This window comes from Myxococcaceae bacterium JPH2, assembly GCA_016458225.1.
In the GTDB taxonomy this organism is placed as follows: domain Bacteria; phylum Myxococcota; class Myxococcia; order Myxococcales; family Myxococcaceae; genus Citreicoccus.
The window spans coordinates 444328-469438 of the sequence record JAEMGR010000009.1 but is presented as its reverse complement, the minus strand read 5'-3'; the positions used below and the strand labels follow the sequence as shown (position 1 = coordinate 469438).

The window sequence follows — 25111 nt, the reverse complement described above, 5'->3', positions numbered from 1 at the left end:
CGCATTCCTTTTCTCTCGTCACGGAAAGAAACACCCCACACATGGCGACTTTCGAATTCAAGCTCCCCGACCTTGGTGAAGGCGTGATGGAGGGGGAGCTGGTGAAGTGGCACGTGAAGGAGGGCGATCTGGTCAAGGAGGACCAGGTGCTCGCCGAGGTGATGACCGACAAGGCCACCGTCACGGTCCCCAGCCCCAAGGCCGGCCGCGTCATGAAGACGTTCGGCAAGGAAGGGGAGATGGCGAAGGTGCACCAGCTCCTCGCCATCCTGGAGATCGAGGGCGCGGCTCCGGCTCAGGCTGCCTCTTCGCACGGCGCGGCGCCCGTGGCGGCGACGCCGGCGGCGGCCCCTGCAGCGGTGGCGAGTGCTCCTGCGGCGGCCTCGAAGGTGCTCGCCACGCCGGTCACTCGGCGCATGGCGCGTGAGCATGGCCTCAACCTGGCGGAGATCTCCGGCACGGGTCCGCAGGGGCGGGTGACGAAGGCGGATGTCGTCGCGGCCCTCGAGGGTGGCGCGCAGAAGAACGAGGTCTCGGCTCCCGCTGTGCAGCAGTCGCGTCCCGCGGCCGCGCCGGTGGCCTCGGGCCGTGCCGATGAGCGCATCGCGCTCCGGGGCCTGCGCAAGAAGATCGCGGAGAAGATGGTCCGCTCGAAGTTCACCATGCCGCACTTCGCCTTCGTCGAGGAGGTGGACGCGACGGACCTGGTGACGCTGCGCACGCGGCTCAACGCGCAGCTCGCGTCCTCGGGCGATGGCACGAAGCTGACGTACCTGCCGTTCATCGTGAAGGCGACCATCGCCGCGCTGAAGAAGTTCCCGCACCTGAACTCCAACTTCGACGAGTCCACGCAGGAACTCGTGGTGCGCGGCGACTTCAACATCGGCATCGCGGTGGCGACGCCGGACGGGCTCACCGTGGCGGTGGTTCGGCACGCGGATCGCCTGACGCTGGGCGAGCTGGCGAAGGAGATCTCCCGCCTGAGCAATGCCGCGCGCGATCGGAAGCTCAAGATGGAGGAGCTGACGGGCGGCACGTTCACCATCACCTCGCTCGGCCAGAGCGGCGGCCTGTTCGCCACGCCCATCATCAACCACCCCGAGGTGGGCATCATGGGCGTGCACAAGCTGAAGAAGCGCCCGGCGGTGAAGGATGATCAGATCGTCATCCGCGACATGATGAACCTGTCGCTGTCGTGCGATCACCGCGTCATCGACGGCGACGTGGCCGCGAGCTTCGTCTACGAGGTCATCAAGTATCTGGAGAAGCCGGACCTGCTCTTCCTCGCGATGTCGTGAGGTGACGTGCGTTGTTCCCGCGCGCTCGGGTGATTCCGGGCGCGCGCCAGCCCGCCTGCCGGGAGACCGGGAGGCGAGGCCCCCGTTTCGCGTCGGAGAGCGCGCGGCGGCGAACCGGGACGGTTAGTCTGTCTCTCGTATGTCCGAGAACCCTCGCGACCTCCTTCGCGCCGCGCAGTCCGCCGAGAGCCAGGGCAACACGGCTCACGCTGTCGATTGCCTCCAGCGGGCGGCCGAGATCTATCAGCGAGCGGGCATGGCCTCGCGGGCCGCACAGTTGCTCCGGCATGCAGAGCGGCTGGACGCGGTGCGAAGCGTGAGCGCGGCCGCTGCGGAGGCGGTTACGTCGCGCGTGGTGTCACCGGATCAAGTGGCGATGCGCCCAGGGCTAGATGAGTTTTCGGGACACGCCGTGCAGTTGAACCGCGTGGAGGGAACTTCCGCTCTGGATTCGGTTGCGCCGCGCTCGCCGGAGTCGGAGCACGCGGAGTCGCATTCCGAGGGGGAAGAGGAGCGCCCCCGCGTGGTGCAGGCTGAGCGCGAAGAATTGCCTTCCGAACTGGATCCGCTGACGGAGTCTCCAGCGGAGGCCCTGCTACGCCAGCGCCTCATTGAGGAAGCCCTGCTCGCAGTCTCCGTTGTCGATGCGCGGAGCGACGAGCCGATCGAAGAGTCGCGCTGGGTGCTCGATGCGCCGGTCGAGGCGGACCTCCAGCGATTGGAGGCGGTGCTGGCGTCGGAGCCTGCTCGGCGCGAAGGTCGCGGGCGTCGAGGCACGCCTCGCCTCATCGAGCGCGGACCCGTTCGTGCACCCGATGACGTCGAGGCGTGGTGCTCCTTCTGCTGTCGTCCTCGTGGCGAAGTGGGGGCGCTCGTCGCGAGCCCCGCGGGCGCGTTCATCTGTCGTGCCTGTCTGGAGGAGTCCACCCACCTCCTGTCCGAAGTGCCCGCGGTGCCTCGAGCAGGGGCTGCGCAAGGTGCCGCTCCATCGGTGGCTGTTGAGCCCGTGGGCGTGGGCCAGGAGCAACCGCGCGCCCAGATCACAGAGGCCCTGCGCGCAGGGGCTCGCTGCCTCCTGCTCGTCGGCCCCGAAGGGAGCGGCAAGAGCACGTTGCTTCAGTCCTTCGCGAAGGCGGGCCAGGGCGTCTTCTCCACCGTGGACTCGCTGGAGGAGGGGACTTCCGCGGCATGTCTCCTGGTGGAGGACGTGGACCGCTTGGACGAGGCTTCGCAGCGCGCGTTGTCAGCGTTCCTGTCGAAGGCGTCCCGGGCACCGGTTGTTCTCAGCGCGCGTGGGGCGCCCAAGTCAGCGGGATGGGCACTGCGCGGCGAAGCGGGCCGACTGTTCGTGCCCAGTACCGCGGGCTTGTCTGAATCGGTCGAGGGACGCGTGCACCTCGCTGTGCTCGAACAGGTTCAGGGCTACGTTCCGCTGCCCGGGCCCTCAAGGGCGGATTTCGTGGAGATGGCGAAGCAGTGGCTGGCACGGCACTCGCCCGCGATCTCCTTGTCCGAGGACGTGCTGTCGGCCTTCGCGGCCGAGGCCCTGCGCTCACCGCGCGCGGGCCATGAACTGCACGCTCTCTTGTCTCGTGTCATCGCGGGCTCCTGGCGACTGGAGCCCCGCGTCAAGCCAGCCCGTGCCCGAGGCAGGGGGCGGCGGAAGGGCTCGTCGTGAACACCATCACCGTCTACCGGCTCGGCCGGGTTGAGTATGAGGACGGCCTGCGCCTCATGCAGTTGCTGGGTGAAGCCCGCTTGCAGGGACAGGTGTCGGACTCACTGTTGCTGCTCGAGCATCCGCCGGTCCTCACGCTCGGGCGCGCCGCGAAGCGCGAGAACATCACCGCGAGCGATGCGGATCTCGCGGCGGAGGGCGTGACGACCTTCGACACCAATCGCGGTGGCGACGTCACGTACCACGGGCCTGGGCAGATCGTCGGCTACCCCATCTTCCTCTTGCCCCCAGAGCGCCAGGACGTGCGCCGCTACGTGCGCGACGTCGAGCGCTGCATCATCCAGTCGCTCGCCACCTTCGGCATCACGTCGGGCACCATTCCCAAGTGGCCGGGGGTCTGGGTCGGTGGCGAGGGTTCACCGGATGCGCGGAAGATCGCCGCCATTGGCGTGCACCTGTCACGCTGGCTCACCACGCACGGCTTCGCGCTGAACGTGAACACGCGGCTGGAGCACTTTCAGCTCATCGTCCCCTGCGGCATTCGCGAGGCGGGGGTCACCTCCATGCAGCGCGAGCTGGGCCATGCGCTCGCCATTCCTGACGTGGAGGAGGTGCTCGCGCGCAACTTCTGCGAGGTGTTCGAGAGCCAGCGCGTCGATGCGCTCGCTCCCGCGCGCACCGTGAGCGTGGCGGCCCTGCGCGGTCATGGCTCGGAGCTTCAAGTCCTGCTCCTGCGACGGAGGCCCGAGCGCGGAGGCTTCTGGCAAGTCGTGACCGGCAAGGTCGAAGCAGGGGAGACTCCCGCCCAGGCCGCGGCTCGCGAACTCGCGGAGGAGACGGGCCTGGTGCTCACGCCGCAGGATCTCGACTACCGCCACGCGTTCGCGGTGGGGAACGCAGCGCCCCTGCGGCTCGTCCAGGAGCACGGCTTCGGCGCCCAGGGCGCGCCCGATGTGAGCGTCCGCCTGGGGCCGGAGCACGATGCTTTCGAGTGGGTGAACATCCCCACCGCGCTGGAGCGACTGCCTTTCGAGGGGCTGCGCGAGACCGTGCGTCGCACGGTGGCGCGCTTCGCCCTCAGAGCTTGATGACCATCGACTCCTTGGCCGCGATGGCCTCGGGGCGATGCTTGCGCACCTGGCGCACCAGTTTGTCCATCTTCGCGTCGTCCCGCGTGGGATCGTGATGGAAGAGGACGAGCGTCTTCACGTCGCTGGCGTTGGCGGCCTGCACGGCCGCCTCCCAGGTGGAGTGGCCCCAGCCCGTGCGCGCTGGCCCGGTGCGGCCGTGGTACTCGTCCTCGGTGTACATCGAGTCGTAGATGAGCAGGTCGGCGCCGCGCGCGAAGTCGAAGAGGCGTGAGTCCAACTCGCTGCCGTGCTCGACATCCGTGGCGTAGACGAGCGACCGCCCCTGGTAGTCCACGCGATAGCCGAGGTTGCCACCCGGGTGGTTGAGTTCCAGCGTGCGCACGCGCGCGGGGCCCACTTCGAGGACCTCGCCCGCCACCACGTCTCGGTACTCCACCCGCGCGCGGAAGACCGCCTCGGCCGTCACCGGGAAGTACGGAGGCATCATCTGCCCGGCGAGGATCTGCTTCACCGACTGCCCATTGCGGGGCGAGCCGAACAGCGTGATGGCGTTGTCCGGCCCGAACATGGGCGCGAAGAACGGCAGGCCCTGCAGGTGATCGTAGTGGTAGTGCGAAATGAAAATGGAGGCGTTGAGCGGCTTGAAGCCCAGCTCATCGCCCAGCGCGCGGGCGCCAGAGCCCAAGTCGAAGATGAGCAGCTCACCTCCGCACCGCACCTCCACGCAGGGCGTGTTGCCGCCGTAGCGCTTCGTCGTCGGGCCCGGAGCGGGGATGGAGCCACGCACGCCCCAGAACCGGACCTCGAAGGGACCTCGGGCCTTGTTGCGCGCCAGCGTGTTGCGTCCCTTCGCCGGGCGCTCAGCCGGTCTGGGCTTCCGTGTCGTCGTCCTCGGCGAAGAGCTCAATCAGGTGCCCCGTACGCTCACGCTTCGTCTTCAAGTAGTCGACGTTATGCGGATTGTGCTCGGTCCGGGAAGGGATTCGGCGACGTACCGGGATGCCTTCCTCCACCAGCCCCGCGATCTTCAGCGGGTTGTTGGTGATCAGGTCCACGGAGCGTACATCCAGGCCGCGCAGCATCTCCGCCGCGATGTCGTAGGTGCGCAGATCATCCGCGAAGCCGAGCTGCCGGTTGGCCTCGTAGGTGTCCAGACCCTTGGCCTGCAGCGCATAGGCCTTGATCTTGTTGCCCAGGCCGATCCCTCGGCCCTCCTGCCGCAGGTACAGCACCACGCCGAGTCCCTGCTGGGCGATGAAGTCCAGCGACCGGTCGAGCTGCTGCCGGCAGTCGCACTTGAGGCTGCCAAAGACTTCGCTCGTGAGGCACTCGGAGTGGATCCGCACCGGGACGCCCTCCAGGCCCGTCACGTTGCCCACCGTCAGCGCCACGTGCTCCCGGCCATTGCGCTTGTCCCGGAACACGATGGTCCGCAGGACACCCCGCGCCGTCGGCACGTCCGCCTCGGAATATCGCTCGAGGAACTGGGTCGGCTTGCGCGTCGGCAGGACCTGTGGTGAGCGCGTGTCAGACATGGTGTGTCTTCTCCCGTTGCCGGACTCTCTTTGGGGTCGCCCTGGAATCATGTCAAGGCGACTGGGGAGGGCCCTTCGAACAAATCACGAGGTCAGATGCAACGCCCGGTTGTGTGTTCCTCATCCCACCCAGGACAGCGGGAGCAATTCCACATGGGCGCCATGAGCCAGGCTGTTGGCTACCTGGGGGAAGTGGAGCAGGTGTGTGGCCAGGGCTGCCGATCTCAGAACACCCGAGGTCTGGGTGGCCAATGGCCGCACCCATAGCTCGCCCTCTCGCCAGGCCGCCGAGACCCGGATGAAGTGGGCCAGGCCCAGGGGCTTGGAGAGCTGGCCATCCAAGCGGCCGGACACCCGGGGCGGATCCACCTGGGCGTGGCCGAGCATGCGGCGCAGCGCGGGCCGGACGAACAGCTCGAACGTCACCAGGGAAGACGTGGGGTTGCCGGGCAGGCCCAGGAAGAGGGTGGCCCCCCGCGTGCCCACCAGCAGCGGCTTGCCGGGCTTGATGGCCACGCGCCAGAAGCGCCGCTCTACGCCCAGGGCCTCCAGGGCGTCCTTGACGAAGTCCCGCTCGCCCACGGAGACGCCCGCGCTGGTGAGGACGACGTCGAAGCCCACGGCCCGCGCGAGGGCGGCCTCCACGTCCGCGCGCGTGTCCCGGGCGATTCCCAGCAGGCTGGGAACCCCTCCCGCGCGCCGCACGGCGAGCGCCAGCGCGGGGGCGTTGGTGTCGACGATGCGACCCTCCGGCGGCTCGTCCGGGCGGCACAGCTCGTCGCCGGTGGAGAGGATGGCCACCCGCGGGCGGCGTGGCACCCATGCCGCGCCAAGCCCCTGCGCCCACAAGAGCCCCAGCTCCGGGATGCCCAGGGGCGTGCCGCGCGGGAGGAGGACCTCGCCAGCGCGGGCCTCCTCACCCTGGGGGCGCACGAAGGTCCCCGCGGTCACGGCTTCCAGGATGTCCACCGCGTCCCCCGGCCCTGGGGCGGTCCGGGTCTTCTCGCGCATCACCACCGCGTCCGTGCCCGGGGGGAGCGGTGCACCGGTCATGATGCGAGCGCACTCACCGGCGTGGATGGCCCGCGTGGGCACGTGGCCGGCATAGACCGTCTCGCCCACGGAGAGCCGGACGGGGAGGGGACGGGCGAGGTCCGCGGCGCGCACGGCATAGCCGTCCATGGCCGAGTTGTGCCAGGGCGGGAGCGTGCGGCGCGCGACCACGTCCTCGGCCAAGGCGCGCCCCAGCGCATCGTCCAGCGGAACCCACTCGGGGGAGAGCGGGGCCACCTGCTCCAGCACGTGGGCTCGGGCGTCCTCCACGGGCATGAGGGCGGGGGCATCAGTCATGGCGGATTTATAGCCCCGCGAGCGCGCCACGGGGGCGTTTTCACGACCAAAGTCCGTGGGAAAATCAAGTGTTAGTTTGACAGCCCTCCTGATCATCGTTACAAGCAATCGTGATCGCGAGGCCCGCGTCCCACTCGGGGGCGTCCCGCCAACCCGTTGATAAGACACGGGAACTTTCAAGGAGACGGCGTCGATGGCCAAGCCCAAGTCCGGGGCGAAGAAGGCGACTCCCGCTGCCAAGGCAGGTGCCAAGCCCGCCGCAAAGAAGGACAAGGCAGCCCGGCTGGACCTGATCAAGAACGCCTCCAAGAAGGTGGCGAAGGTCGAGGCAAAGCCGGCGAAGTCGCCCCCCGAGGGAACGAAGGGCAAGGCCGCAGCGGCGAAGAAGGCTCCCGCCGAGAAAGCCAAGCCAGAGAAGGCCGAGAAGGTCGTCGAGGCCAAGGGCAAGGCGAAGGTCGCGTCGGGGACGAAGGCCGCCGCGCCCGCTGCCAAGGCGGTGGGCAAGACCCCCGCGGCCAAGGCCGCTCCCGCCGAGGCCCCCGCTGGCAAGAAGGCGACGGGCAAGGGCGCCAAGGGCGCTGCTTCAGCCCCTGCCGCTCCGGCCGTGGATCGCCCCCGGCCTCGCGCCACCAAGCTTCCTCCTCCCGGCGAGCCCCTGACCAAGCGTGAGATGGAGCAGCTCCTCACGGCTGGCGAGGGCCGGGGTGTGATGGGCGAGGGCAGCCTCAAGGGCCGCCTCATCGTCAACGGCGAGATGCCACACCTGGTCGTGATTGGCCGGGACAAGCGCGAGCTGCTGTTCCTGCTCCAGGGGCCGGACCAGGAAGTGCTGCCGGCGTATGTGGACCACAAGGTCTCCGTCAGCGGTCTCATCCGCAAGACCACCAACCACAGCGGCGTGGTGGACGTGCGGAAGTACTCGGCGAAGAAGCCGGAGGTCGAGGTTCCGGAGGTCGTCCCGGTCGAGACCGAGCCGAAGCTGCGCTACCTGTCGCCGGGCGAGGTGTCGATGCTGGTGGCCGCGGGCATGGGCGCCGGCATCAAGGGCTTCGCCAGCATCCGCGGCAACCTGGAGATGACGGGCGAGGAGTACGTGCTCGTCGTGTCCAACGGTGGCACGCGCCAGCAGGTGTCCTTCATCGTGGAGGGCAAGGCCGCCAGCAAGGGGCTGCGCAAGTTCGTCGGTCAGACGCTGCAGGTGACGGGCGTCGTGGACAAGCTCGCTGGCTGGGGTGGCCGCATCGGCGCGGAGACCGTGGAGCCTCGGCCCTCCGAAGCGCGCGCGGTCCTTCGCGACGAGATGGAGATCGTTCACATCGAGGGCGAGGTGCCCACGAGCGTGGACGTGAAGCTCAACCACGGCCTCACCGTGCGCCTGCCCGAGCAGCCCGGCGCCACCTGGGCCATCGAGCCCACCATCGCCAAGCGCGTGGGGCTGCGCGAGGCGAATTTTGAGTCGGGCCCCAGCGGTGGCCCGGCAACCCGAGAATTCTTTTTCACGCCGCGAAACCCCGGCACCTTCGAAGTGGAGTTCTTCCTGGCCAAGGCCTTCATGCCCGGCCAGGTCGAGCGCTCCTTCAAGATCAACGTGACGGTCAAACCCTGAGAAGTGGAAATGCCGCACGCCCCCACCCGGACCGTATGGGACCGGGGGGGCGAGCGTTCGCCGGGGGGTTCTCGCCCGGCCACTCCGGGCCTACCCGTTCCCGTAGCGGCCGAGCCGCATCCCTCCCGTGACTCTTACTCCCGAACATCTCAAGCAACTCCTCGCTGATGCCGATCACCCCCTTGGGGTGAAGGAACTCCTGCGCCTCGCGGGCCTGCACCCAGGCCAGCAGACCGCGCTCAAGCGCGCCCTTCGCGACCTGGTTCGCCAAGGCGACATTGCCAAGGACGGCAAGCGCTTCCGCCTCAATGCTGCCTCCCAGGCTCCGAGCCCCGAGCGGCCCTCTCGTCCTGGGCGAGCCGAGCGCGAGCGCCCTCGTCCCCCTGGCCGCACGTCGCGCGCCGCCCCTGCCCCGCGTGACGACGGGGACGCCGATGGCGAGTCCACGGTGGAGGGAACGCTCCATGTCCACCGGGACGGCTTCGGCTTCGTGCATCCAGTCTCGGGGGAGGGGGAGAACATCTTCCTGCCTCCGCACGAGGCCCAGCGGGCGCTCGACAACGACCGCGTGGTGGTCGAGGTGTCGGGGCGTCCAGGTCGCTTCGAGGGGCGGCTCGTCCGCGTCGTCGAACGGCGGCGCGAGCTGGCGGTGGGAACCTACATGACGCATGGCCGCCACGGCCTCGTGGTTCCCACGGACACGAGCCTGCCGGGCCCCATCCGCGTGCCGCTCACGCAGATGGCGCGAGATGGCGACCTGGTGAAGGTGCGGCTCGGCATCGGCGCGAACCTGCTCACTCCGGGGCGGGATCTCATCGGTGAGGTCGCGGGTTCGCTCGGGCGTCCCGGTACGCCCAGCGCCGAGGTCATTGGCATCGCGTACTCCCAGGGCTTCTCCGATGAGTTTCCTCCGGAGGTCATGGACGAGGCGGACACCTTCGACGTGCGCGTGTCCGAAGAGGAGGCGCGCGGCGAGCACCGGAAGGATCTGCGCACGTTGCCGCTCGTCACCATCGACGGCGAGGACGCGCGTGACTTCGACGACGCGGTGTACGCCGAGCCCCTCGGGAATGGCTGGCGGCTGGTGGTGGCCATCGCGGACGTGACGCACTACGTGCGCGAGCGCCGCGCGCTGGATACCGAGGCCCTGCGCCGCGCGACCTCCGTGTACCTGCCGGATCGCGTCCTGCCCATGCTCCCCGAGCGGCTGAGCAATGGCATCTGCTCGCTGCGCCCGGACGAGGACCGCCTGTGCATGGTGGCGGACATGACGTTCGATGCGCGCGGCCACCGGCGCTCGTCGGAGCTGTATCCGGCGGTGATGCGCAGCGTGGCGCGCTGCACATACAACGAGGTGCAGGACGTCCTGGAGGGCAAGGACGTGCCGCACCGCAACGCCTTCAAGCCGCACTTCGAGCAGCTCATGGCCCTGGCGCGCGCGTTGATGGGCATGCGCAAGGAGCGCGGCGCCATCGACTTCGACTTGCCGGAGCACAAGGTGGTGCTGGGCTCGGATGGCCTGCCCGAGCGCATGGACAAGCGCGAGCGCAAGGACAGCCACCGGCTCATCGAGGAGTGCATGCTCGCCGCCAACGAGGCGGTCGCGGCGTTCTTCCAGGACGAGGGCCTGCCCACGGTGTACCGGTTCCATGGCGAGCCGGACCCCGACAAGCTGGCGGCCTTCGCCGCGCTCGCGCAGGCCTATGGCTTCGTGCTCCACATCGAGGATGGCGTGTCCTCGAAGGAGCTGGACGCCTTCGTGAGCCAGTTGGAGGGGCACCCCGAGCAGCGCGCGCTCAACCAGCTCTTGCTCCGCTCGATGATGCAGGCGGTCTACACGTCCTCGCGTGTGGGCCACTACGGGCTCGCGGCGGAGTACTACCTGCACTTCACCTCGCCCATCCGGCGCTACCCGGACCTGCTGGTGCACCGGCTGCTCAAGGCGCACTGGGCTCGCAAGGGGCGCAAGCCCACCGAGGCGCAGCTGGAGCGCGAGGAGGAGCGGCTCGAGGACATGGCCGTGCAGTGCTCCGAGCGCGAGCGCGCCGCCATGCAGGTCGAGCGCGAGGTGGTGTCCTTCTACGCTGCCTTGATGATGGAAGACCGGGTGGGGGAGGAGTTCGACGCCACCGTGGCCGGCATCGCTGACTTCGGCTTCTTCGTGGAACTCGACACCGTGCACGTCGAGGGGCTCGTGAAGGCGGAGACGCTCGGGCCTGGCTCGAAGCTGGACAAGCGCGTGCACGCCCTCGTGTATGCGAACGGGCGCCGCGTGCGCGTGGGGCAGGCCCTGCGCGTGCGGCTGGTGTCGGCGAATCCCACGACGCGGAAGATCGACTTCGAGGCGCTCCAGTTCTCGGGCGAGGCGCCGCTGCCCAGCCGAGGTGGCTACGCGCTGCCCCGTCGTCGCCGGGAGTGGGCCCCGTCCGCGCCCACGCACCGCCCTGGCGAGCGTGCGAAGCGACCGGGCCGCCGTGAGCGTGAGGCCGCGAAGGAAGTGCAGCCCTCGATGCCGTCTCCGGAGGAGCTGGATGCGGCGCAGGCGCTCGAGGCGCTTCCCGTGCCCGTCGCGGAGGCCCTTCCGTGGGCCGAGCCCGCGCGGCCTCGCGGGCGTTTCAGCCGCGAGGGTCGTCGCGAAGATGCCGCGCCCGCGCGAGGGCCACGCGCGCGTCCCGTGGACGCGGAGGAGTCCACGACTCGTTGGCCGGGGATGGATGCCACGCCCGCGCCCACGACGCCGAAGCGGCGCATGTTCGTGCGCCCGGCGGCCGTTCCCGCCGAGCCCAGTGAGCCTCCTGTTTCCGTCGAGTCCGCTCCCGAGGCTCCTGTCGCGGGGTCGGGTTCCTCGGGGGAGACGTCGCCCTCGCCGCACCCGGGCTTCGACCGCATCCGGGCCCTGGCCTCGCAGCGCAAGTGGGATGCGTCGCGCGGGCGAGAAGTGGGCACGGAGGCACGGGGGCCGGAGGACTCGGGTGGATGGGCTCCGCGTGACACGGGGGCATCTCCGCCGCGCAAGGGCAAGAAGGTGAAGGCCAGCGGGCCGAAGAAGTCGCCCGGTGGAAAGTCGCGCGCGCCGAAGAAGTCCGTGGGACGCTCCAAGAAGTCGCCCGGGCGCAAGCGCTGACCCGAGTCGGACCGACCCTGAGGGGCTGCGCGTCCCACGGGGAACCAGCAAGGAGGACATGTGGGTGCTGCCCGCGTCGTGGGATTGATGCTCGTCGTGGTCGGGGGCGTGCTGTTGTGGACGGGAATGAAAGCCCGTGACTCCTTGTCGGAGCGCGCAACGGAGCTGCTCACCGGCCGCAACAGCGACACGACGACGGGCTATCTGGCGGGCGGCGGTGCGGCCCTGGTGGGCGGACTCGCCTTGCTCGTGCTGGGAGGCGGTCGGCGGCGTTAGCTTCTGACTTCGTCGGCACCCAGCGCGGAGGAGCGGAGCACCATGGCGGCAGAGCGGGCTGCGAGCGACTGGCGGTTCATGCTGCGAGCGCTGGGTCACCGCAACTACCGCCTCTTCTTCTCAGGGCAGAGCGTCTCGCTCATCGGGACGTGGCTCACGCGGGTGGCGACGAGCTGGCTGGTGTACCGCTTGAGCGGCTCGGCGATGTTGCTGGGCGTGGTGGGCTTCTGCGGACAGCTCCCCACGTTCCTGGTCGCGCCATTCGCGGGCGTGCTGGCGGACCGGTGGAATCGGCACCGTGTGCTGGTGTGGACGCAGGTGCTGGCGATGCTCCAGTCGTTCGCGCTGGCGGCCCTGGCCCTCTCGGGCGTCATCGCCGTGTGGCACATCCTCGTGTTGAGCGTGATTCAGGGCGTCATCAACGCCTTCGACATCCCCGCGCGACAGTCGTTCGTGGTGGAGATGATCGACGCGCGCGAGGACCTGCCCAACGCCATCGCGCTCAACTCCAGCATGTTCAACGCGGCGCGACTGCTGGGGCCCTCGGTGGCGGGCGCGCTCGTGGCGGCGGTGGGGGAGGGCGGCTGCTTCCTCATCGACGGGTTCAGCTACCTGGCGGTGATCGCCTCGCTGCTCGCCATGCGCGTGCGCCCGCGGACGCCGAACGCGGAGCACCAGCACGTGCTCTCCGAGCTTCGCGAGGGCTTCCGCTACGCCTACCACTTCCCGCCCATCCGCACGGTGCTCCTGCTCCTCGCGATGATGAGCCTCATGGGCACGCCCTACACGGTGCTGATGCCTGTCATCGCCTCGAAGGTGCTCCAGGGCGGGGCGAACGTGATGGGCTGGCTCATGGCGGCCTCGGGGCTGGGCGCGCTCATCGGCGCCGTCTACCTCGCGTCGCGCCGCTCCGTTCGAGGCCTGGGCCGCGTCATCGTCACCACCGCGGCGGTGTTCGGCGTGGGGCAGCTCGCGTTCTCGCTGTCACGAGGGCTGGTGTTGTCGCTGGTGACGCTCGTGGCCACGGGCTTCGGGATGATGGTGACGATGGCCGCGTGCAACACCGTCCTGCAGACCATCGTGGAGGAGCGCATGCGCGGCCGCGTCATGAGCTTCTACTCCATGGCCTTCATGGGGACGGTGCCCTTTGGCAGCCTGCTGGCTGGCTCGCTCGCGTCGAGGGTCGGGGCGCCCATCACCATCGCGCTGGGGGGCGCGGCGTGCATCGTGGCCGCGGCGCTGTTCCGTTGGCGACTGCCGTCGCTGCGCGAGCACGTCCGCCCCATCTACACGCGCCTGGGCATCATCCCGGCCGAGGTGGCATCGGGGATGGCGGCGGGCGCGGAGCGCACCGGTCCTCAAGAGTCCTGAGGATGCGACAGGGCCCGGAAGCACCGAGGCGGCTGCCTCGGGACTCCGGGCCCGGGTGTCACGGTGCGACAGCGAGGCTTACGGCTTCGCGGCGGCCTGCCCCTTGGCGGCCTTGGCGAGGTCGCCGAACTTCTTGTTCACCTCGTCGAACTGCTTCTTGAACTCCTCGACGCGGGCCTGGTGCTGGTCCGCGCGCGCCTTGGCCTCGGCCACGATGGCGGCGTCCTTGGCGTTCTCGGCGGCCTCGGAGAGGGCCGCGTCCTTCTGGTCCGTCTCGTACTGGATGTACTTCAACATGACGATGCGCTTGTTGAGGTACGTGTTGGCCGAGTTCGGGTTCACGGCCAGGACCTTGTCGTAATACTGGAGCGCCTTGTCGAGGTGCTCGGGGACGAGGGGCGCGGTCATGGAGCGCGCGCCGCCCTTCTGCGAGTAGATCTCCGCGATCCAGCCAAGCGAGGCCTCGTCCTTCGGATCGATCTTCAGCGCCTCGTTGAAGTACTCCTCGGCCTTCTCCAGCGGACCGCCCTGCATGTAGAAGCCGGCGATGTTCCGGTAGACCTCCGCCTTCTGGGCGGGCTCCTTGCGGAACTCGAGGAGCTTGAGCGCCGAGGTCGCCGCCGCGGCCGGGTCGCCCGCCTGCAGGTGCGCGAAGGCCTTCTTCTCCCAGACCTTCTCCTGGTTCGGGTTGGCCTGGAGCGACAGCTCGTACTCCTTGATGGCCTCGGCGTACTTCTTGTCCGCCAGGAAGTTGGTGCCGGCGATGCGGTGGGAGTTCGCCTGCTCCTCTTGCTCGTTCTTGCAGCCCGTCATGCCGCTCAGGGCCAGCACCCCGAGCACCAATCCAACACGTCCCATGTGCTTCATCGACAAAGCCTTTCTGGCGGGTGCCGGCCTCTCGGGCCGGACACGGTTCGGAAAACAGCCTTTGGGGCTCCCTCCGGGGGCCCCTCACGGGCCTGGGAGCATACCCGAACTCGCCTACCACGTTCCCGTCCTGACAGGGGCCCTCGACTCGGGAGTGGATGGACGTGTGAGGGCCTGGATAGATGCCCGCCTTCTAGGGCCTGGGAGGGAGGCGCACGCGGAGCGTCCGGGCGGCGCGTGACGGCGCGGGCGGGCTCCCGTATAGGTGCAGGCCATGGAACTGCGCCACCTGCACTACTTCATCGCGGTCGCGGAGGAGCTCCACTTCGGACGCGCGGCGGCCCGGCTGCACATGGCGCAGCCCCCGCTGAGCCAGCAGATCCGCCGTCTGGAAGAGGACCTGGGCGTGCTCCTGCTGGAGCGCAGCCAGCGGCGCCAGGTGAAGCTCACCGAGGCGGGCGCGGCGTTCCTTCGGGAGGCGCGCATGGTCCTCGAGCAGGCCGAGCACGCCGCGCGAGCCGCCCAGAAGGCCGCGCGGGGGGACTCCGGGCACCTGTCCGTGGGCTTCGTGGGCTCGGTGGCGTTCCACTTCTTCCCCACGCTGCTGCGAGCCTTCCGCCGGCAATACCCCGACGTGGAGCTGCACCTCGTGGAGCTGCGCACGCCCGACCAGGTGCAGGCGCTCCTCCAGGACTCCCTGCAGGTGGGCCTGCTGCGGTCGACGAGCGAGGTGAACGGCCTGTGCCTGGAGCCCCTGCTGGCCGAGGAGCTGGTCGCCGTGCTGCCGGAGGGGCATGCGCTGGCCTCTCGCGCGCGGGTGGACCTGGTGGACCTGGCCCGCGAGCCGGTGGTGTTGCCTCCTCGACACAGCGGCTGTGGGACGCTGCATGACCTCATCATGCAGGCCTGTGCTCTGCACGGAATCACGCCCCGCATCGCCCAGCAGGCGACGGAGCTTCACGCGCGCATCGCACTGGTGGCCGGAGGCATGGGCGTGACGATGGTGCCCGCCACGTATCAGGTGCTCCAGCGTGAAGGCGTGGTGTTCCGCCCCATCACGGATCCCGCGCCGCGAGTGGACCTCACCCTGGCGTGGCGGCAGGGGGACCGTTCTCCGCTCGTGCAGGCGTTCCTCAACGTGGCCCGCGAAGCGGCGGCGGTCCACGAGGCGCGCCGCTCGGGGAACGTGGTTTCGATATCTCCGAAGTATTGAAGTCGCGTCCCCAAAGTATTGGACGCGGACGGACTCGGAGCGCATTTAGCACGGCATTCAACAGGGAGCGTTTCGCGCGCGGTGGTGACACCGAGGCGTGACAGGCGCTCCCGGGAGTTGCCATTCCGTGTGGATCGTGCGGCTGGCGCTACGGCGCCCCTACACCATTGCCGTGATGTCCGCGCTCATCCTCCTGGCGGGAGTGATGTCCGCGGCCCGGATGAAGGTGGACATCTTTCCTGCCATCGACATCCCGGTCGTCATGGTGGTCTGGAGTTATCCGGGCATGTCCGCCGAGGACATCGAGCGACGCGTGGTGCTCATCAGCGAGCGCGCCTACTCGACGACGGTGGATGGCATCAGCCACATCGACTCGCAGTCGATCTCCGGCATCGGCATCCTCAAGGTCTACTTCGAGCAGGACGCGGACATCGGCGCGGCCATCGCGCAGATCGCCAGCGTGTCGCAGACGGCCAGCCGGCTCATGCCCCCTGGCATCAGCCCGCCCAACGTCATCCGCTACAACGCGTCCAACGTGCCGGTGGCCCAGCTCACCGTCTCCAGCCAGAACCTGTCCGAGCAGCAGCTCTATGACTACGGCCTGAACTTCCTGCGCATCAAGCTGTTCACCATCCCGGGCATGTCCATTCCGTCACCGTATGGTGGCAAGGCCCGGCAGATCATGGTGGACGTGGATCCGGCGAAGGTGGCGGCCAAGGGGCTCACGCCGCAGGACGTGGTGCAGGCGCTGCTCCAGTCCAACGTGCTCGTGCCCGCGGGCACCGCGCAGATCGGCAACACCGAGTACAACGTCAAGCTCAACTCCAGCCCCACCACCGTCGATGAGTTCAACGCCCTGCCCGTGAAGGTGGTGGACGGCGCGCCCGTATATCTGCGCGACGTGGGGTTCGTGCATGACGGCTTCGCCGTGCAGACCAACATCGCGCGGGTCAACGGCAAGCGCGCCACCTACCTGTCGCTGCTCAAGCACGCCAACGCCTCCACTCTGGCGGTGGTGGACGCCTCGCGAGAGCTGCTGCCCCAGCTCAAGGCGGCGGCGCCCGAGGGCATGGAGCTGAAGATCGACTTCGATCAGTCCGTGTTCGTGCGCGCCGCCGTGATGAACGTGCTGCATGAGGCGCTCATCAGCTCGGTGCTGGTGTCGGTGATGATCCTCCTGTTCCTGGGGAGCTGGCGCAGCATGTTGCTGGTGTCCACGTCCATCCCGCTGGCCATGGCCGTGGGCGTGACGGGCCTGTTCCTCTTGGGCCACACGTTCAACATCATGACGCTGGGCGGACTGGCGCTCGCCATCGGGATGCTCGTGGATGACGCGACGGTGGCCGTGGAGAACATCCACCGGCACCGCACGCTGGGGATGCCGCTGACGCCCGCCATCCTCATCGGCGCCGAGCAGATCGCCACGCCCGCGCTGGCGGCCACCCTGACCATCTGCATCGTGTTCTTCCCGGTGGTGCTGCTGGTGGGGCCCGCGCGCTTCCTCTTCACGCCGCTGGCGCTGTCGGTGGTCATCTCGATGCTCGCCAGCTACGTGCTCAGCCGGACCTTGGTGCCCACGCTGGCGCGCCAGCTCCTGGAGCACGAGGCCCATGGGCCCGAGGCCGCCCGGGGCATCTGGGGCCGCTTCAATGCCTGGCGCGACCGTCACTTCGATCGCTTCACGGACGTGTATGGCCGGGCCCTGTCCATGGTGCTGGCACATCGGGGCTTCGTCCTCGGGTGCGCGGCGCTCTTGGTGGGCGCCACCGCGGTCCTGCCGTTCGTCGTGGGCTTCGACTTCTTCCCCTCGGTGGATGCCGGCCAGATGCGCCTGCACGTGCGCGCGCCCATCGGCACGCGGCTGGAGACGACCGAAGAGATCGTCGACGCGGTGGAGCAGCGCATCCGGGACCTCATCCCGGAGGATGAGCTGGAGACCATCAACGACAACCTGGGCCTGCCCATCTCCTTCAACCTGGCGCTCGTCCCCACGGACAACATCGGGAGCCAGGACGCGGAGGTGCTCATCGCGCTGAAGGCGCATCACCACCCCACGCGCCTGTACATGCAGGCCATCCGCGAGATGCTGGCGAAGGACTTCCCCGGCGTGAGCGCCTACTTCCAGGCGCCGGACATCGTCAGCCAGGTGCTCAACTTCGGCCTGTCGGCGCCCATCGACGTGCAGATTGAAGGCAGCGACCTGGACAAGTCCTTCCTGCTGGCGCGCGAGCTGCGCGACCGCATGCGCGAGATCCCGGGTACCGCGGACGTGCGCATCGCCCAGGTGTTGGACCATCCCGCCATCCAGGTGGTGACGGACCGCGTGCGCGCCGCCCAGGTCGGCATCACCCAGCGCGATGTGGCCAACAACCTGCTCACCACGCTGTCGTCCAGCTCCACGGTGTCGCCGTCCTTCTGGTTGAGCCCGCAGAACAACGTGAACTACCCCGTCGTGGTGCAGACGCCGCTCGTGCAGATGCAGAGCGTCAACGACCTGATGACCACGCCCGTGGCGGGGGGCACGGCGCCGCTTCGACAGACTCCGAGCCGCGGGGTGGGGGACGCGAGCTCCAGCACCACGCTCTATCTGGGGAGCATCGCCTCGATGCGGGCCACGCAGGACAAGGCCCTCATCAACCACGCCACCGTTCAGCGCGTCATCAACGTGCAGGCCTCCGCCGAGGGCCGGGACCTGGGCAGCGTCACCCGCGACATCCAGAAGGCCATCAGCGGCCTGAAGGACGTGCCCAAGACGACGCGCATCACCATCCGAGGCCAGAGCGAGAGCATGTTCACCTCGTTCAAGAGCCTGGGCACCGGGCTCCTCCTGGCCATCGTGCTCGTCTATCTGCTCATGGTCGTGCTGTTCCAGAGCTGGCTGGATCCGTTCATCATCATGGTCGCGGTGCCCGGCGCGCTGGTGGGCATCCTCTGGATGCTGGCCGTGACAGGCACCACGCTCAACGTGGAGTCCTTCATGGGCTCCATCATGGCCGTGGGCATCGCGGTCAGTAACTCCATCCTCCTGGTCAACTTCGCCAACGATGTGCGCGGCGAGCGCGGCATCAGCGCGCTGGAGGCCGCGCTGGAGGCGGGGCGTACGCGACTGCGTCCCATCCTCATGACGGCGCTCGCCATGGTGCTCGGCATGCTGCCCATGGCGTTGGCGTTGGGCGAGGGGGGTGAGCAGAACGCGCCGCTGGGCCGAGCTGTCATCGGTGGTCTCTCGGTGGCCACCTTCGTCACCCTGTTCATGGTCCCGGTCGTCTACTCGCTCCTGCGCAAGGCGCCGCCTCGCCAGCACGAGTTGGACAAGCGCTTCGAGGCCGAGGCCGCGCTCCTTCCTTCTTCCTCTCCAGGTCACTCCGCATGAGTTCCGCTCCCGTGCCCGTCATCCCTCCCTCGCCTGAGCCGGTGCCTCCTGCTCCCTCTCGACCTCCCTCCGCGCGCGGCCTGTTCGCGGTGGGCGTGGTGAGCGTCAGCGTCGCCATCGGTGGCGTGGCGTTCCTGGCCACGACGCGCAGCCACGCCGAGGCCCGCGAGGCGGAGTCTCGCCGCGCCGCCGTGGCCGCCGGCCCTCGCCTGCGCGCCGTCCAGGTCACCCTGGCCGCATCGGGCCGCGACGTCACGCTGCCCGCCGAGGCCCGCGCCTGGGCTCAGGCCACGCTCTACGCCAAGGTCAGCGGCTACCTGCGCGACATCCGCGTGGACAAGGGCGACCGCGTGAAGAAGGGCCAGCTGCTGGCCACGCTCGAGTCTCCCGACACCGAGCAGCAGGTGGCCGCCGCGCGAGCGGACCTGGACGTGAAGCGACAGCTCCTGCAACGGCACCTGTCGCTGGTCTCGACGGGCGTCAGCTCCCAGCAGCAGGTGGATGATGCGCAGGCGGGGGTGAAGATCTCCGAGGCGAACCTCGCGCGAGCCCAGTCGCTCCAGGCCTATGGGACGCTGACCGCGCCATTCGAGGGAATCGTCACCGCGCGCTACGTGGACACGGGCGCGCTGCTTCCGGCCGCCACGGGCTCGACGACGAGCGCCCAGCCGGTGCTGGACCTGGCGGACATGGACAAGCTGCGCGTCTACGTCTACCTGGGCCAGGACGACGCGGACTCCGTGCACGAGGGCGACGCGGTCACGCTGTCGGTGGATCAGCGCCCGGGACAGACGCTCGAGGCGAAGGTGACGCGCATGACGCGCAACCTGGATGCGCGCACGCGCACCATGCTGTGCGAGGTGGACATCGACAACAAGGACGTGGGCCTGTACCCGGGCAGCTTCATCCACGCCACGCTCCACCTGCAGGCTCGCCCCTATCCGATGGTGCCCGCCGAGGCCCTCTTCATGCGCGCCGACAAGCCGTTCGTCGCGGTCGTGCAGGACGGGCGCGCGCGGGTGGTGCCGGTGGTGGTGGGGCGACACGACGGCAAGGTCGCGCAGATCGTCAGCGGGCTTCAGGGCGGTGAAGTGGTCGCCCTCAACGCGGGCAGTGACGTGACGGATGGCGGCCCGGTGGACGCGGTGCTGGCCTCGGCGGAGAAGCGGTGAGCGCGATGCGAGCGTGGATGGAGGGTGGAGTGATGGTCGCCGCGCTGCTGTCCGGCGCGGCGCGGGGGGAGCCGCCGACGACCCCGACCCCGGCTCCCGAGGCGACGCAGGTCCCCGCGACGGTGCAGGCCCCGGCCCTGACGTTCGAGGACGCCGTGCAGCAGTCGCTCGCGCGCAACCCGACGCTCACCCAGGCGAAGGCCCAGGTGGCGCGAGCGCAGGCCTTGGTGACCGAGGCCCGCGCGGCCTTCCTGCCCGTGCTCACGGCCAACGGCGTGTACACGCAGTTGGACGCGGACCGCGTGCAGAACGATCGCGTGGTGCAGCCTGGCAGCGCGTTCAATGCCAACCTCAACCTGACCGTGCCCTTGGTGGCGCCCCAGCGCTGGCTCGCCGCGAGCCGCGCGAAGCAGGCCGTGGACGTGGCGCGCGCCAGTGAGTCGGATGTGCGGCGCCTGGTCGCTTCGGGCGCGGCCCAGGCCTATCTGTCCGTCGTGCTGCAGCGGCGCTTGCTGGCCGTGGCCGTGCAAGCGCGAGACACGGCGCGGGCGCATCTGGAGTTCTCTCAGGCCCGGCGCTCGAAGGGCTTGGGCACTCGGTTGGATGAGGCTCGGGCGCAGCGCGAGCTGTATGACAACGAGGCGCGCGTGCAGCTCGCCGCCACGGCGTTGAATCGCTCGCGCGAGGCGCTCGGTGTGGCGGTGGGCGTGGATGGTCCGCTCGACGCGGCCGGAGATGCGGTGCTGGCTTCGCCTCCCGCGCTCACGGATGCCTTGAAGGCGGTGGAGCAGCGCGAGGACATCGCCTCGCAGCGCGCGCGGCTCTCGCTGGCCGAGCGCACCTACGAGGAGAGCTGGGCGGACTTCATGCCCACGGTGTCCGCTTCGGCGCAGCCGTACTTCCAGACGCCGGAGACCGTCACGCTGCCCACGTGGGGCTTCCAGGCCCAGGTGCTGCTGTCGGTGCCGCTCTATGACGGCGGCTTCCGTTATGGCGCCAAGCGCGAGCGCGCGGCGCTGGTGGCGGATGCCCGGGGCGCGTTGGACACCTTGATGCAGCGGGCTCGGGGTGAGGTGCGTTCGGCGGACGAACAGCTCCAAGGCGCGACGGCCGCGGCGGTGGAGCAGGGGCACTCGGCGGAGTCGGCGCGCGAGACGCTCCAGCTCTCCACCGAGGCCTACCGCGCGGGTGCCACCACGAACCTGGACGTCGTGGACGCGGAGCGCACGGCGCGAGACGCCGAGACGAATGCGCTGCTCGCCCAGGACGCGGTGCTCCAGGCCCGGCTGAACCTGCTGGTGGCCAGCGGTCAGTTCCCGCGCGACGTGGCCGCGAAGTAGCTCCCTGTCCGCGGTGACGCGGGCGGAACGTGAGGATGGCGCGTGGGTGGTGCATCATCGCCCGCCATGCGCGTCCGAACGCGGTTCCGAGGCGTCTGCTCCCTGCTCGCGGTCCTCCTGCTCGCGTCGTGCCGCATCGAGTCCGCGGCGCCGGCGAGCGGGGGACCCGTGGCGTCGACGGAGGCCGCGACGGGCGACGTGTGGGTCTACACGTCGATGTACCAGCACGTGCTGGACGCGCTGGCGCCCCTGCTGGCCCAGCGGCTGCCGGGCGTGAAGGTGCACTGGTATCAAGCAGGCAGCGAGAAGGTGGCCAGCCGGTTGGAGGCGGAGCGCCTCGCCGGAGCTGTGCGCGCGGACGTGCTGCTGACGTCCGATCCGTTCCTCTATGAGCGACTCGCTCGGGAGGGCGCCTTCCTTCGGTATGCGTCGCCGAATGTCCTGCGCGTTCCTCGACCGTTGCTCGACTTGGATGCGCGCTACGCGGCGGCCCGGGTGTCCACCATGGTGCTCGTCCATCGCGAGGACTCGGTGCCGCCGCCTCCGTCCTTCGCGGCGCTGGCGAGAGGTCCGTGGTCGGGCCGCGCCGCGATTGGAGATCCGCTCACCTCCGGGACGGCCTACACCTGGGCGGTGTTCCTGCGGTCTCGCTATGGCGAGGGATTCTTCTCGGAGCTGCGGGCGCGCGGCGCGCTCGTGGCCGGTGGGAACGCGGCCGTACTGCAGAAGGTGGAGAGCGGCGAGGTGGACGTGGGCGTCGTCCTGCTGGAGAACGTGCTCGCGGCGAGGGCTCGCGGAAGTCCTGTCGCCGTGAGCTGGCCCGAGGATGGCGCGGTCGTCATCCCTGGCCCGGTGGCCATCTTCCAATCGACGCGCAACCCCGTCGCCGCTCGCGCCCTGGTGGACCTCCTTCTCTCGCCGGAAGGGCAGCGCATCATCATCGAGCGAGGGGACATGCATGGCGTGGATCCACGGCTGGAAGGGCCGCGAGGCGAGGCGGGCGTGGAGACCCTGCTCGGGCGCGCGCAGCCGTGGACTCCCGAGCTGTTGGAGCTGGGATTGTCACGCGGGACGACCATCAAGGCGTCGTTCAGTCAGGCGTTCGCCCGATGACCCGCGAAGGGACGTGGGGCCCTCGGCTCGGGCTGGGCGCGTGGCTGGTGCCGGTGTTGTTCTTTGGCGCGGGGCCTCTGGGCGTGTTGTTGATCCGCGGGCTGGAATCCCTCACCGCGCGGTCGAGCACGGCCTGGGGAAGCGAGTGGGGCGCACTGTCCAACACGCTCATGATTTCGACAGGCGCGAGTCTGCTGGCGCTCGGCTTGGGAGCGCCGCTGGCGCTGCTGTTGTTCCGCACGGACCTGCCGCTCCGGCGCGTGTTCGCGGTCCTCTTCACGCTGCCCTCGGCGATCCCCGCGTTCATCTGGGGCATGGGCTGGCTGTCGCTCGCGAGCCCTCGCGCGGGCTATCTCAATCGGCTGTGGGGGACGGGCACGTTCGACATCTACGGGGTGGGCGGCATCGCCTTCGTGGAGGGGCTCTCGGGCCTGCCCTTTGTCTTGCTGGCGGGCGCCGCCGCGCTTCGTCGCATCGACCCGGCCCTGGAGGAAGCGGCTCGCGTGTGTGGGGCGTCCCCGTTCCGAGCGCTGACGACGGCGACGCTGCCCTTGATGCTGCCCTCGGTGCTGTCCGGCGCGGTCATGGTCTTCCTGCTGACCGCCTCGTCGTTTGGGGTGCCCTATCTGTTGGGTGTCTCAGCCTCACCTCCAACGCGCGTGTTGACCACCCGCATCTATGAGCTGGTGTTGATGGGAGGCTCGGAGGGACTTCCCCGTGCGATGGCGCTGGCCACGCTGCTGCTGGGACTGACGCCCATCGCGCTGGGCGTGATGCGGTGGTTGGGGCGAGGCGGACGTGTGCGGCTGGGCGCCGGCAAGGGACTGGCGCTTCGCCCGATGGCACTCGGGAAGGCGCGTGTGCCTTGGGGCATCACGGTGTCGCTGGTGTGCGCGGCCTTCATCGTGTTGCCGCTGGGGGCGCTGTTGCTCACGTCGCTTCAGCGGAGCTTTGGCGCGCCGCTGTCCTGGGCGTCCCTGACCTTCACGCGCTGGGGAAGCGTGCTGTGGAGTGAGCGGGCGCGCAGTGCGTTGGGCAACAGCCTGATGCTGGCGACGGGGGCAGGGGGGCTGGTGTGCGGGTTCGGTCTCGCCGCGGCCATGCTGCGCCGGCGTTCACGCGGGATGGTGGAGGCGTTGTCAGTGGGGCCCTTCTCCGTGCCGGGCACGGTGCTGGCCCTGGCGCTGCTCGTGGCCTTCTCGCGGGACTGGCGGTTCATCGCGTTCGAGCGAGTCGCCTTCGTCCTCGCGCTGGCGCACACCCCGTGGCTGCTGCTCATCGCCTACGCGGTGAAGTACCTGGCGCTGGGGGAGCGCAACAGCTCCGAAGGGCTCGCGCAGCTCGACGTGTCGCTCGTCGAGGCGGCGCGGTTGAGCGGGGCAGGGCCGCTGCGTGCGTTCCGAGACGCGGCGCTGCCGGTGCTGCGGCCCGCGATCGTCTCGGCGTTCGTGCTCGCGTTCCTCACCTGTGCCTCGGAGATGACCATGTCGGTGCTGCTGGTGCCCGCGGGCTCGCAGGTCTTGGGCACGCTGCTGTTCGAGCTTCAGAGCTATGACGACCCGGCCTCCGCGGCGGTGCTGGCCTGCGTCCTGGTCGCGCTGGTGCTGGGGGGGCGCGGCGTGCTCGCGCTCGGGCCTCGTTCGTCGGTGGAGGGGTGATGGCGAACATCGTGCTCGATGGCGTGGTGAAGGCCTATGGCAAGACCCCGGTGGTTCGCGGGCTGAGCCTGGAGGTTCGCGAGGGCGAGCTGCTGTCGCTGCTCGGGCCATCCGGCTGCGGCAAGACGACGACGCTGCGGATGATCGCGGGCCTGGAGCATCCGGATCAGGGCACCATCGATATCGGTGGAACCCGGGTCGCGGGCCCCGGCATCCGCGTGCCTCCCGAGCGACGCGGCCTGGGAATGGTGTTCCAGAGCTATGCCGTGTGGCCGAACCGCTCGGTCGAGGCGAACGTCGCCTATCCGTTGGCGCTGCGGCGAACCTCGCGGAGTGAGATCTCCGAGCGGGTGCGGACCGCGCTGCGCTGGGTTCGGCTCGAGGCGTTCGCGGAGCGCATGCCGCATGAGTTGTCCGGTGGCCAGCTTCAGCGCGTGGCGTTGGCTCGGGCGCTCGTGTCCAACCCGCGCGTGCTGCTGCTGGATGAGCCGCTCTCCAACCTGGATGCGGCATTGCGCGAGGAACTCCGCGCGGAACTCGCCGCGCTCCGCGAGCGCCTCGGGACGACGCTCGTCTTCGTGACGCACGACCAGGCCGAAGCGCTGGCGTTGTCGGATCGCATCGCGGTGATGAACGGGGGCGTGCTGGAGCAGGTGGATGCCCCGGAGCGGCTCTACCACGCACCGACCTCGGCCTTCGTCGCCCGCTTCGTGGGCGGTGCGAACGTCCTCTCCGGTGCGGTGCGAGACGGCGTCTTCTACTGCGCGCAGGCCGAGACGGCCTTCGCGCTTCCCGCCGATGTGGCGCGGAGCGAGGGGCCTGGGGCGCTGGTCCTTCGTCCGGAGGACCTGGAGCTGGGGACGGAGGGCACCGCGCTGCCGCTGGCTGCGCGCCTCTTCCTAGGGAACTCGGTGGAGTATCGCTTCGCGGTGGGCACCTCGCTCCTGCGGGTCGTGGCGCCTCCGGTGGAGGGCGTCCGCACAGGACAGGTGCTGCGAATCCGCGTGCGGAGGGCGAAGGTGTTCGCCGCTCCGTGACGCGACGCC

At 69.5% G+C, this 25111-nt stretch carries 18 protein-coding genes; 14 read left to right on the top strand and 4 right to left on the bottom strand.

Annotated features, from left to right (window positions below):
- Window positions 1-41: 41 nt before the first annotated feature.
- The 3 genes from JGU66_17165 (at window position 42) to lipB (ending at window position 4064) form a co-directional block, all read left to right on the top strand.
- On the top strand, window positions 42-1298 hold the full coding sequence (locus tag JGU66_17165) for a 2-oxo acid dehydrogenase subunit E2 (GenBank protein ID MBJ6762504.1): 1257 nt from the start codon (window positions 42-44) through the stop codon (window positions 1296-1298).
- 139 nt (window positions 1299-1437) lie between these two features.
- On the top strand, window positions 1438-2976 hold the full coding sequence (locus JGU66_17160; protein ID MBJ6762503.1) for a hypothetical protein: 1539 nt from the start codon (window positions 1438-1440) through the stop codon (window positions 2974-2976).
- Window positions 2973-4064, top strand: coding sequence for a lipoyl(octanoyl) transferase LipB (gene lipB, locus JGU66_17155; protein ID MBJ6762502.1), 1092 nt, complete (start codon window positions 2973-2975; stop codon window positions 4062-4064). Before JGU66_17160 ends, lipB begins: the two co-directional genes overlap by 4 nt.
- Here lipB and JGU66_17150 read toward each other — a convergent pair.
- The 3 genes from JGU66_17150 to JGU66_17140 form a co-directional block, all read right to left on the bottom strand.
- A complete protein-coding gene (locus tag JGU66_17150) occupies window positions 4054-4974 on the bottom strand; it encodes an MBL fold metallo-hydrolase (protein ID MBJ6762501.1) in 921 nt (306 codons plus the stop codon). The two genes, lipB and JGU66_17150, sit on opposite strands and share 11 nt — an antisense overlap.
- Window positions 4928-5602, bottom strand: a complete 675-nt coding sequence (ribA, locus tag JGU66_17145; GenBank protein ID MBJ6762500.1) for a GTP cyclohydrolase II — start codon at window positions 5600-5602, stop codon at window positions 4928-4930. Before ribA ends, JGU66_17150 begins: the two co-directional genes overlap by 47 nt.
- Before the next feature lie 120 nt (window positions 5603-5722).
- Window positions 5723-6952 (bottom strand): molybdopterin molybdotransferase MoeA, encoded by a 1230-nt coding sequence (locus JGU66_17140; protein ID MBJ6762499.1) that lies wholly within the window; start codon window positions 6950-6952, stop codon window positions 5723-5725.
- A gap of 193 nt (window positions 6953-7145) precedes the next feature.
- Between JGU66_17140 and JGU66_17135 the strand changes: the two genes are divergently transcribed.
- The 4 genes from JGU66_17135 (at window position 7146) to JGU66_17120 (ending at window position 13329) form a co-directional block, all read left to right on the top strand.
- Window positions 7146-8558 (top strand): protease inhibitor I42 family protein, encoded by a 1413-nt coding sequence (locus JGU66_17135; protein ID MBJ6762498.1) that lies wholly within the window; start codon window positions 7146-7148, stop codon window positions 8556-8558.
- 127 nt (window positions 8559-8685) lie between these two features.
- A complete protein-coding gene (rnr, locus tag JGU66_17130; protein ID MBJ6762497.1) occupies window positions 8686-11682 on the top strand; it encodes a ribonuclease R in 2997 nt (998 codons plus the stop codon).
- Window positions 11683-11742: 60 nt separating this feature from the next.
- A complete protein-coding gene (locus tag JGU66_17125) occupies window positions 11743-11958 on the top strand; it encodes a DUF3185 family protein (GenBank protein MBJ6762496.1) in 216 nt (71 codons plus the stop codon).
- A gap of 78 nt (window positions 11959-12036) precedes the next feature.
- Complete coding sequence (locus JGU66_17120) at window positions 12037-13329, top strand: MFS transporter (GenBank protein MBJ6762495.1); 1293 nt, start codon at window positions 12037-12039, stop codon at window positions 13327-13329.
- 78 nt (window positions 13330-13407) lie between these two features.
- Here JGU66_17120 and JGU66_17115 read toward each other — a convergent pair whose 3' ends face one another.
- A complete protein-coding gene (locus tag JGU66_17115; GenBank protein ID MBJ6762494.1) occupies window positions 13408-14196 on the bottom strand; it encodes a hypothetical protein in 789 nt (262 codons plus the stop codon).
- A gap of 274 nt (window positions 14197-14470) precedes the next feature.
- On the opposite strand from JGU66_17115, the gene JGU66_17110 reads away from it, so the two are divergent.
- The 7 genes from JGU66_17110 (at window position 14471) to JGU66_17080 (ending at window position 25102) form a co-directional block, all read left to right on the top strand.
- Window positions 14471-15409 (top strand): LysR family transcriptional regulator, encoded by a 939-nt coding sequence (locus tag JGU66_17110; GenBank protein ID MBJ6762493.1) that lies wholly within the window; start codon window positions 14471-14473, stop codon window positions 15407-15409.
- 127 nt (window positions 15410-15536) lie between these two features.
- Window positions 15537-18782: an efflux RND transporter permease subunit gene (locus JGU66_17105; protein MBJ6762492.1), complete on the top strand. Its 3246-nt coding sequence runs from the start codon at window positions 15537-15539 to the stop codon at window positions 18780-18782.
- Window positions 18779-19954 (top strand): efflux RND transporter periplasmic adaptor subunit, encoded by a 1176-nt coding sequence (locus JGU66_17100; protein ID MBJ6762491.1) that lies wholly within the window; start codon window positions 18779-18781, stop codon window positions 19952-19954. The genes JGU66_17105 and JGU66_17100 overlap by 4 nt, the downstream gene beginning before the upstream one ends.
- A complete protein-coding gene (locus JGU66_17095; GenBank protein MBJ6762490.1) occupies window positions 19951-21294 on the top strand; it encodes a TolC family protein in 1344 nt (447 codons plus the stop codon). The genes JGU66_17100 and JGU66_17095 overlap by 4 nt, the downstream gene beginning before the upstream one ends.
- Before the next feature lie 66 nt (window positions 21295-21360).
- Complete coding sequence (locus JGU66_17090; protein ID MBJ6762489.1) at window positions 21361-22407, top strand: ABC transporter substrate-binding protein; 1047 nt, start codon at window positions 21361-21363, stop codon at window positions 22405-22407.
- Window positions 22404-24065, top strand: coding sequence for an iron ABC transporter permease (locus JGU66_17085; protein ID MBJ6762488.1), 1662 nt, complete (start codon window positions 22404-22406; stop codon window positions 24063-24065). The genes JGU66_17090 and JGU66_17085 overlap by 4 nt, the downstream gene beginning before the upstream one ends.
- On the top strand, window positions 24065-25102 hold the full coding sequence (locus JGU66_17080) for an ABC transporter ATP-binding protein (GenBank protein MBJ6762487.1): 1038 nt from the start codon (window positions 24065-24067) through the stop codon (window positions 25100-25102). Before JGU66_17085 ends, JGU66_17080 begins: the two co-directional genes overlap by 1 nt.
- Window positions 25103-25111: the final 9 nt, after the last annotated feature.

Coding starts and splice junctions, on each gene's coding strand:
- JGU66_17110 (MBJ6762493.1), top strand. CDS start 14,471: ATGGAACTGCGCCACCTGCACTACTTCATCGCGGTCGCGGAGGAGCTC.
- JGU66_17135 (MBJ6762498.1), top strand. CDS start 7,146: ATGGCCAAGCCCAAGTCCGGGGCGAAGAAGGCGACTCCCGCTGCCAAG.
- JGU66_17140 (MBJ6762499.1), bottom strand. CDS start 6,952: ATGACTGATGCCCCCGCCCTCATGCCCGTGGAGGACGCCCGAGCCCAC.
- JGU66_17160 (MBJ6762503.1), top strand. CDS start 1,438: ATGTCCGAGAACCCTCGCGACCTCCTTCGCGCCGCGCAGTCCGCCGAG.
- JGU66_17085 (MBJ6762488.1), top strand. CDS start 22,404: ATGACCCGCGAAGGGACGTGGGGCCCTCGGCTCGGGCTGGGCGCGTGG.
- JGU66_17080 (MBJ6762487.1), top strand. CDS start 24,065: ATGGCGAACATCGTGCTCGATGGCGTGGTGAAGGCCTATGGCAAGACC.
- ribA (MBJ6762500.1), bottom strand. CDS start 5,602: ATGTCTGACACGCGCTCACCACAGGTCCTGCCGACGCGCAAGCCGACC.
- JGU66_17100 (MBJ6762491.1), top strand. CDS start 18,779: ATGAGTTCCGCTCCCGTGCCCGTCATCCCTCCCTCGCCTGAGCCGGTG.
- JGU66_17115 (MBJ6762494.1), bottom strand. CDS start 14,196: ATGAAGCACATGGGACGTGTTGGATTGGTGCTCGGGGTGCTGGCCCTG.
- JGU66_17165 (MBJ6762504.1), top strand. CDS start 42: ATGGCGACTTTCGAATTCAAGCTCCCCGACCTTGGTGAAGGCGTGATG.
- JGU66_17120 (MBJ6762495.1), top strand. CDS start 12,037: ATGCTGCGAGCGCTGGGTCACCGCAACTACCGCCTCTTCTTCTCAGGG.
- JGU66_17090 (MBJ6762489.1), top strand. CDS start 21,361: ATGCGCGTCCGAACGCGGTTCCGAGGCGTCTGCTCCCTGCTCGCGGTC.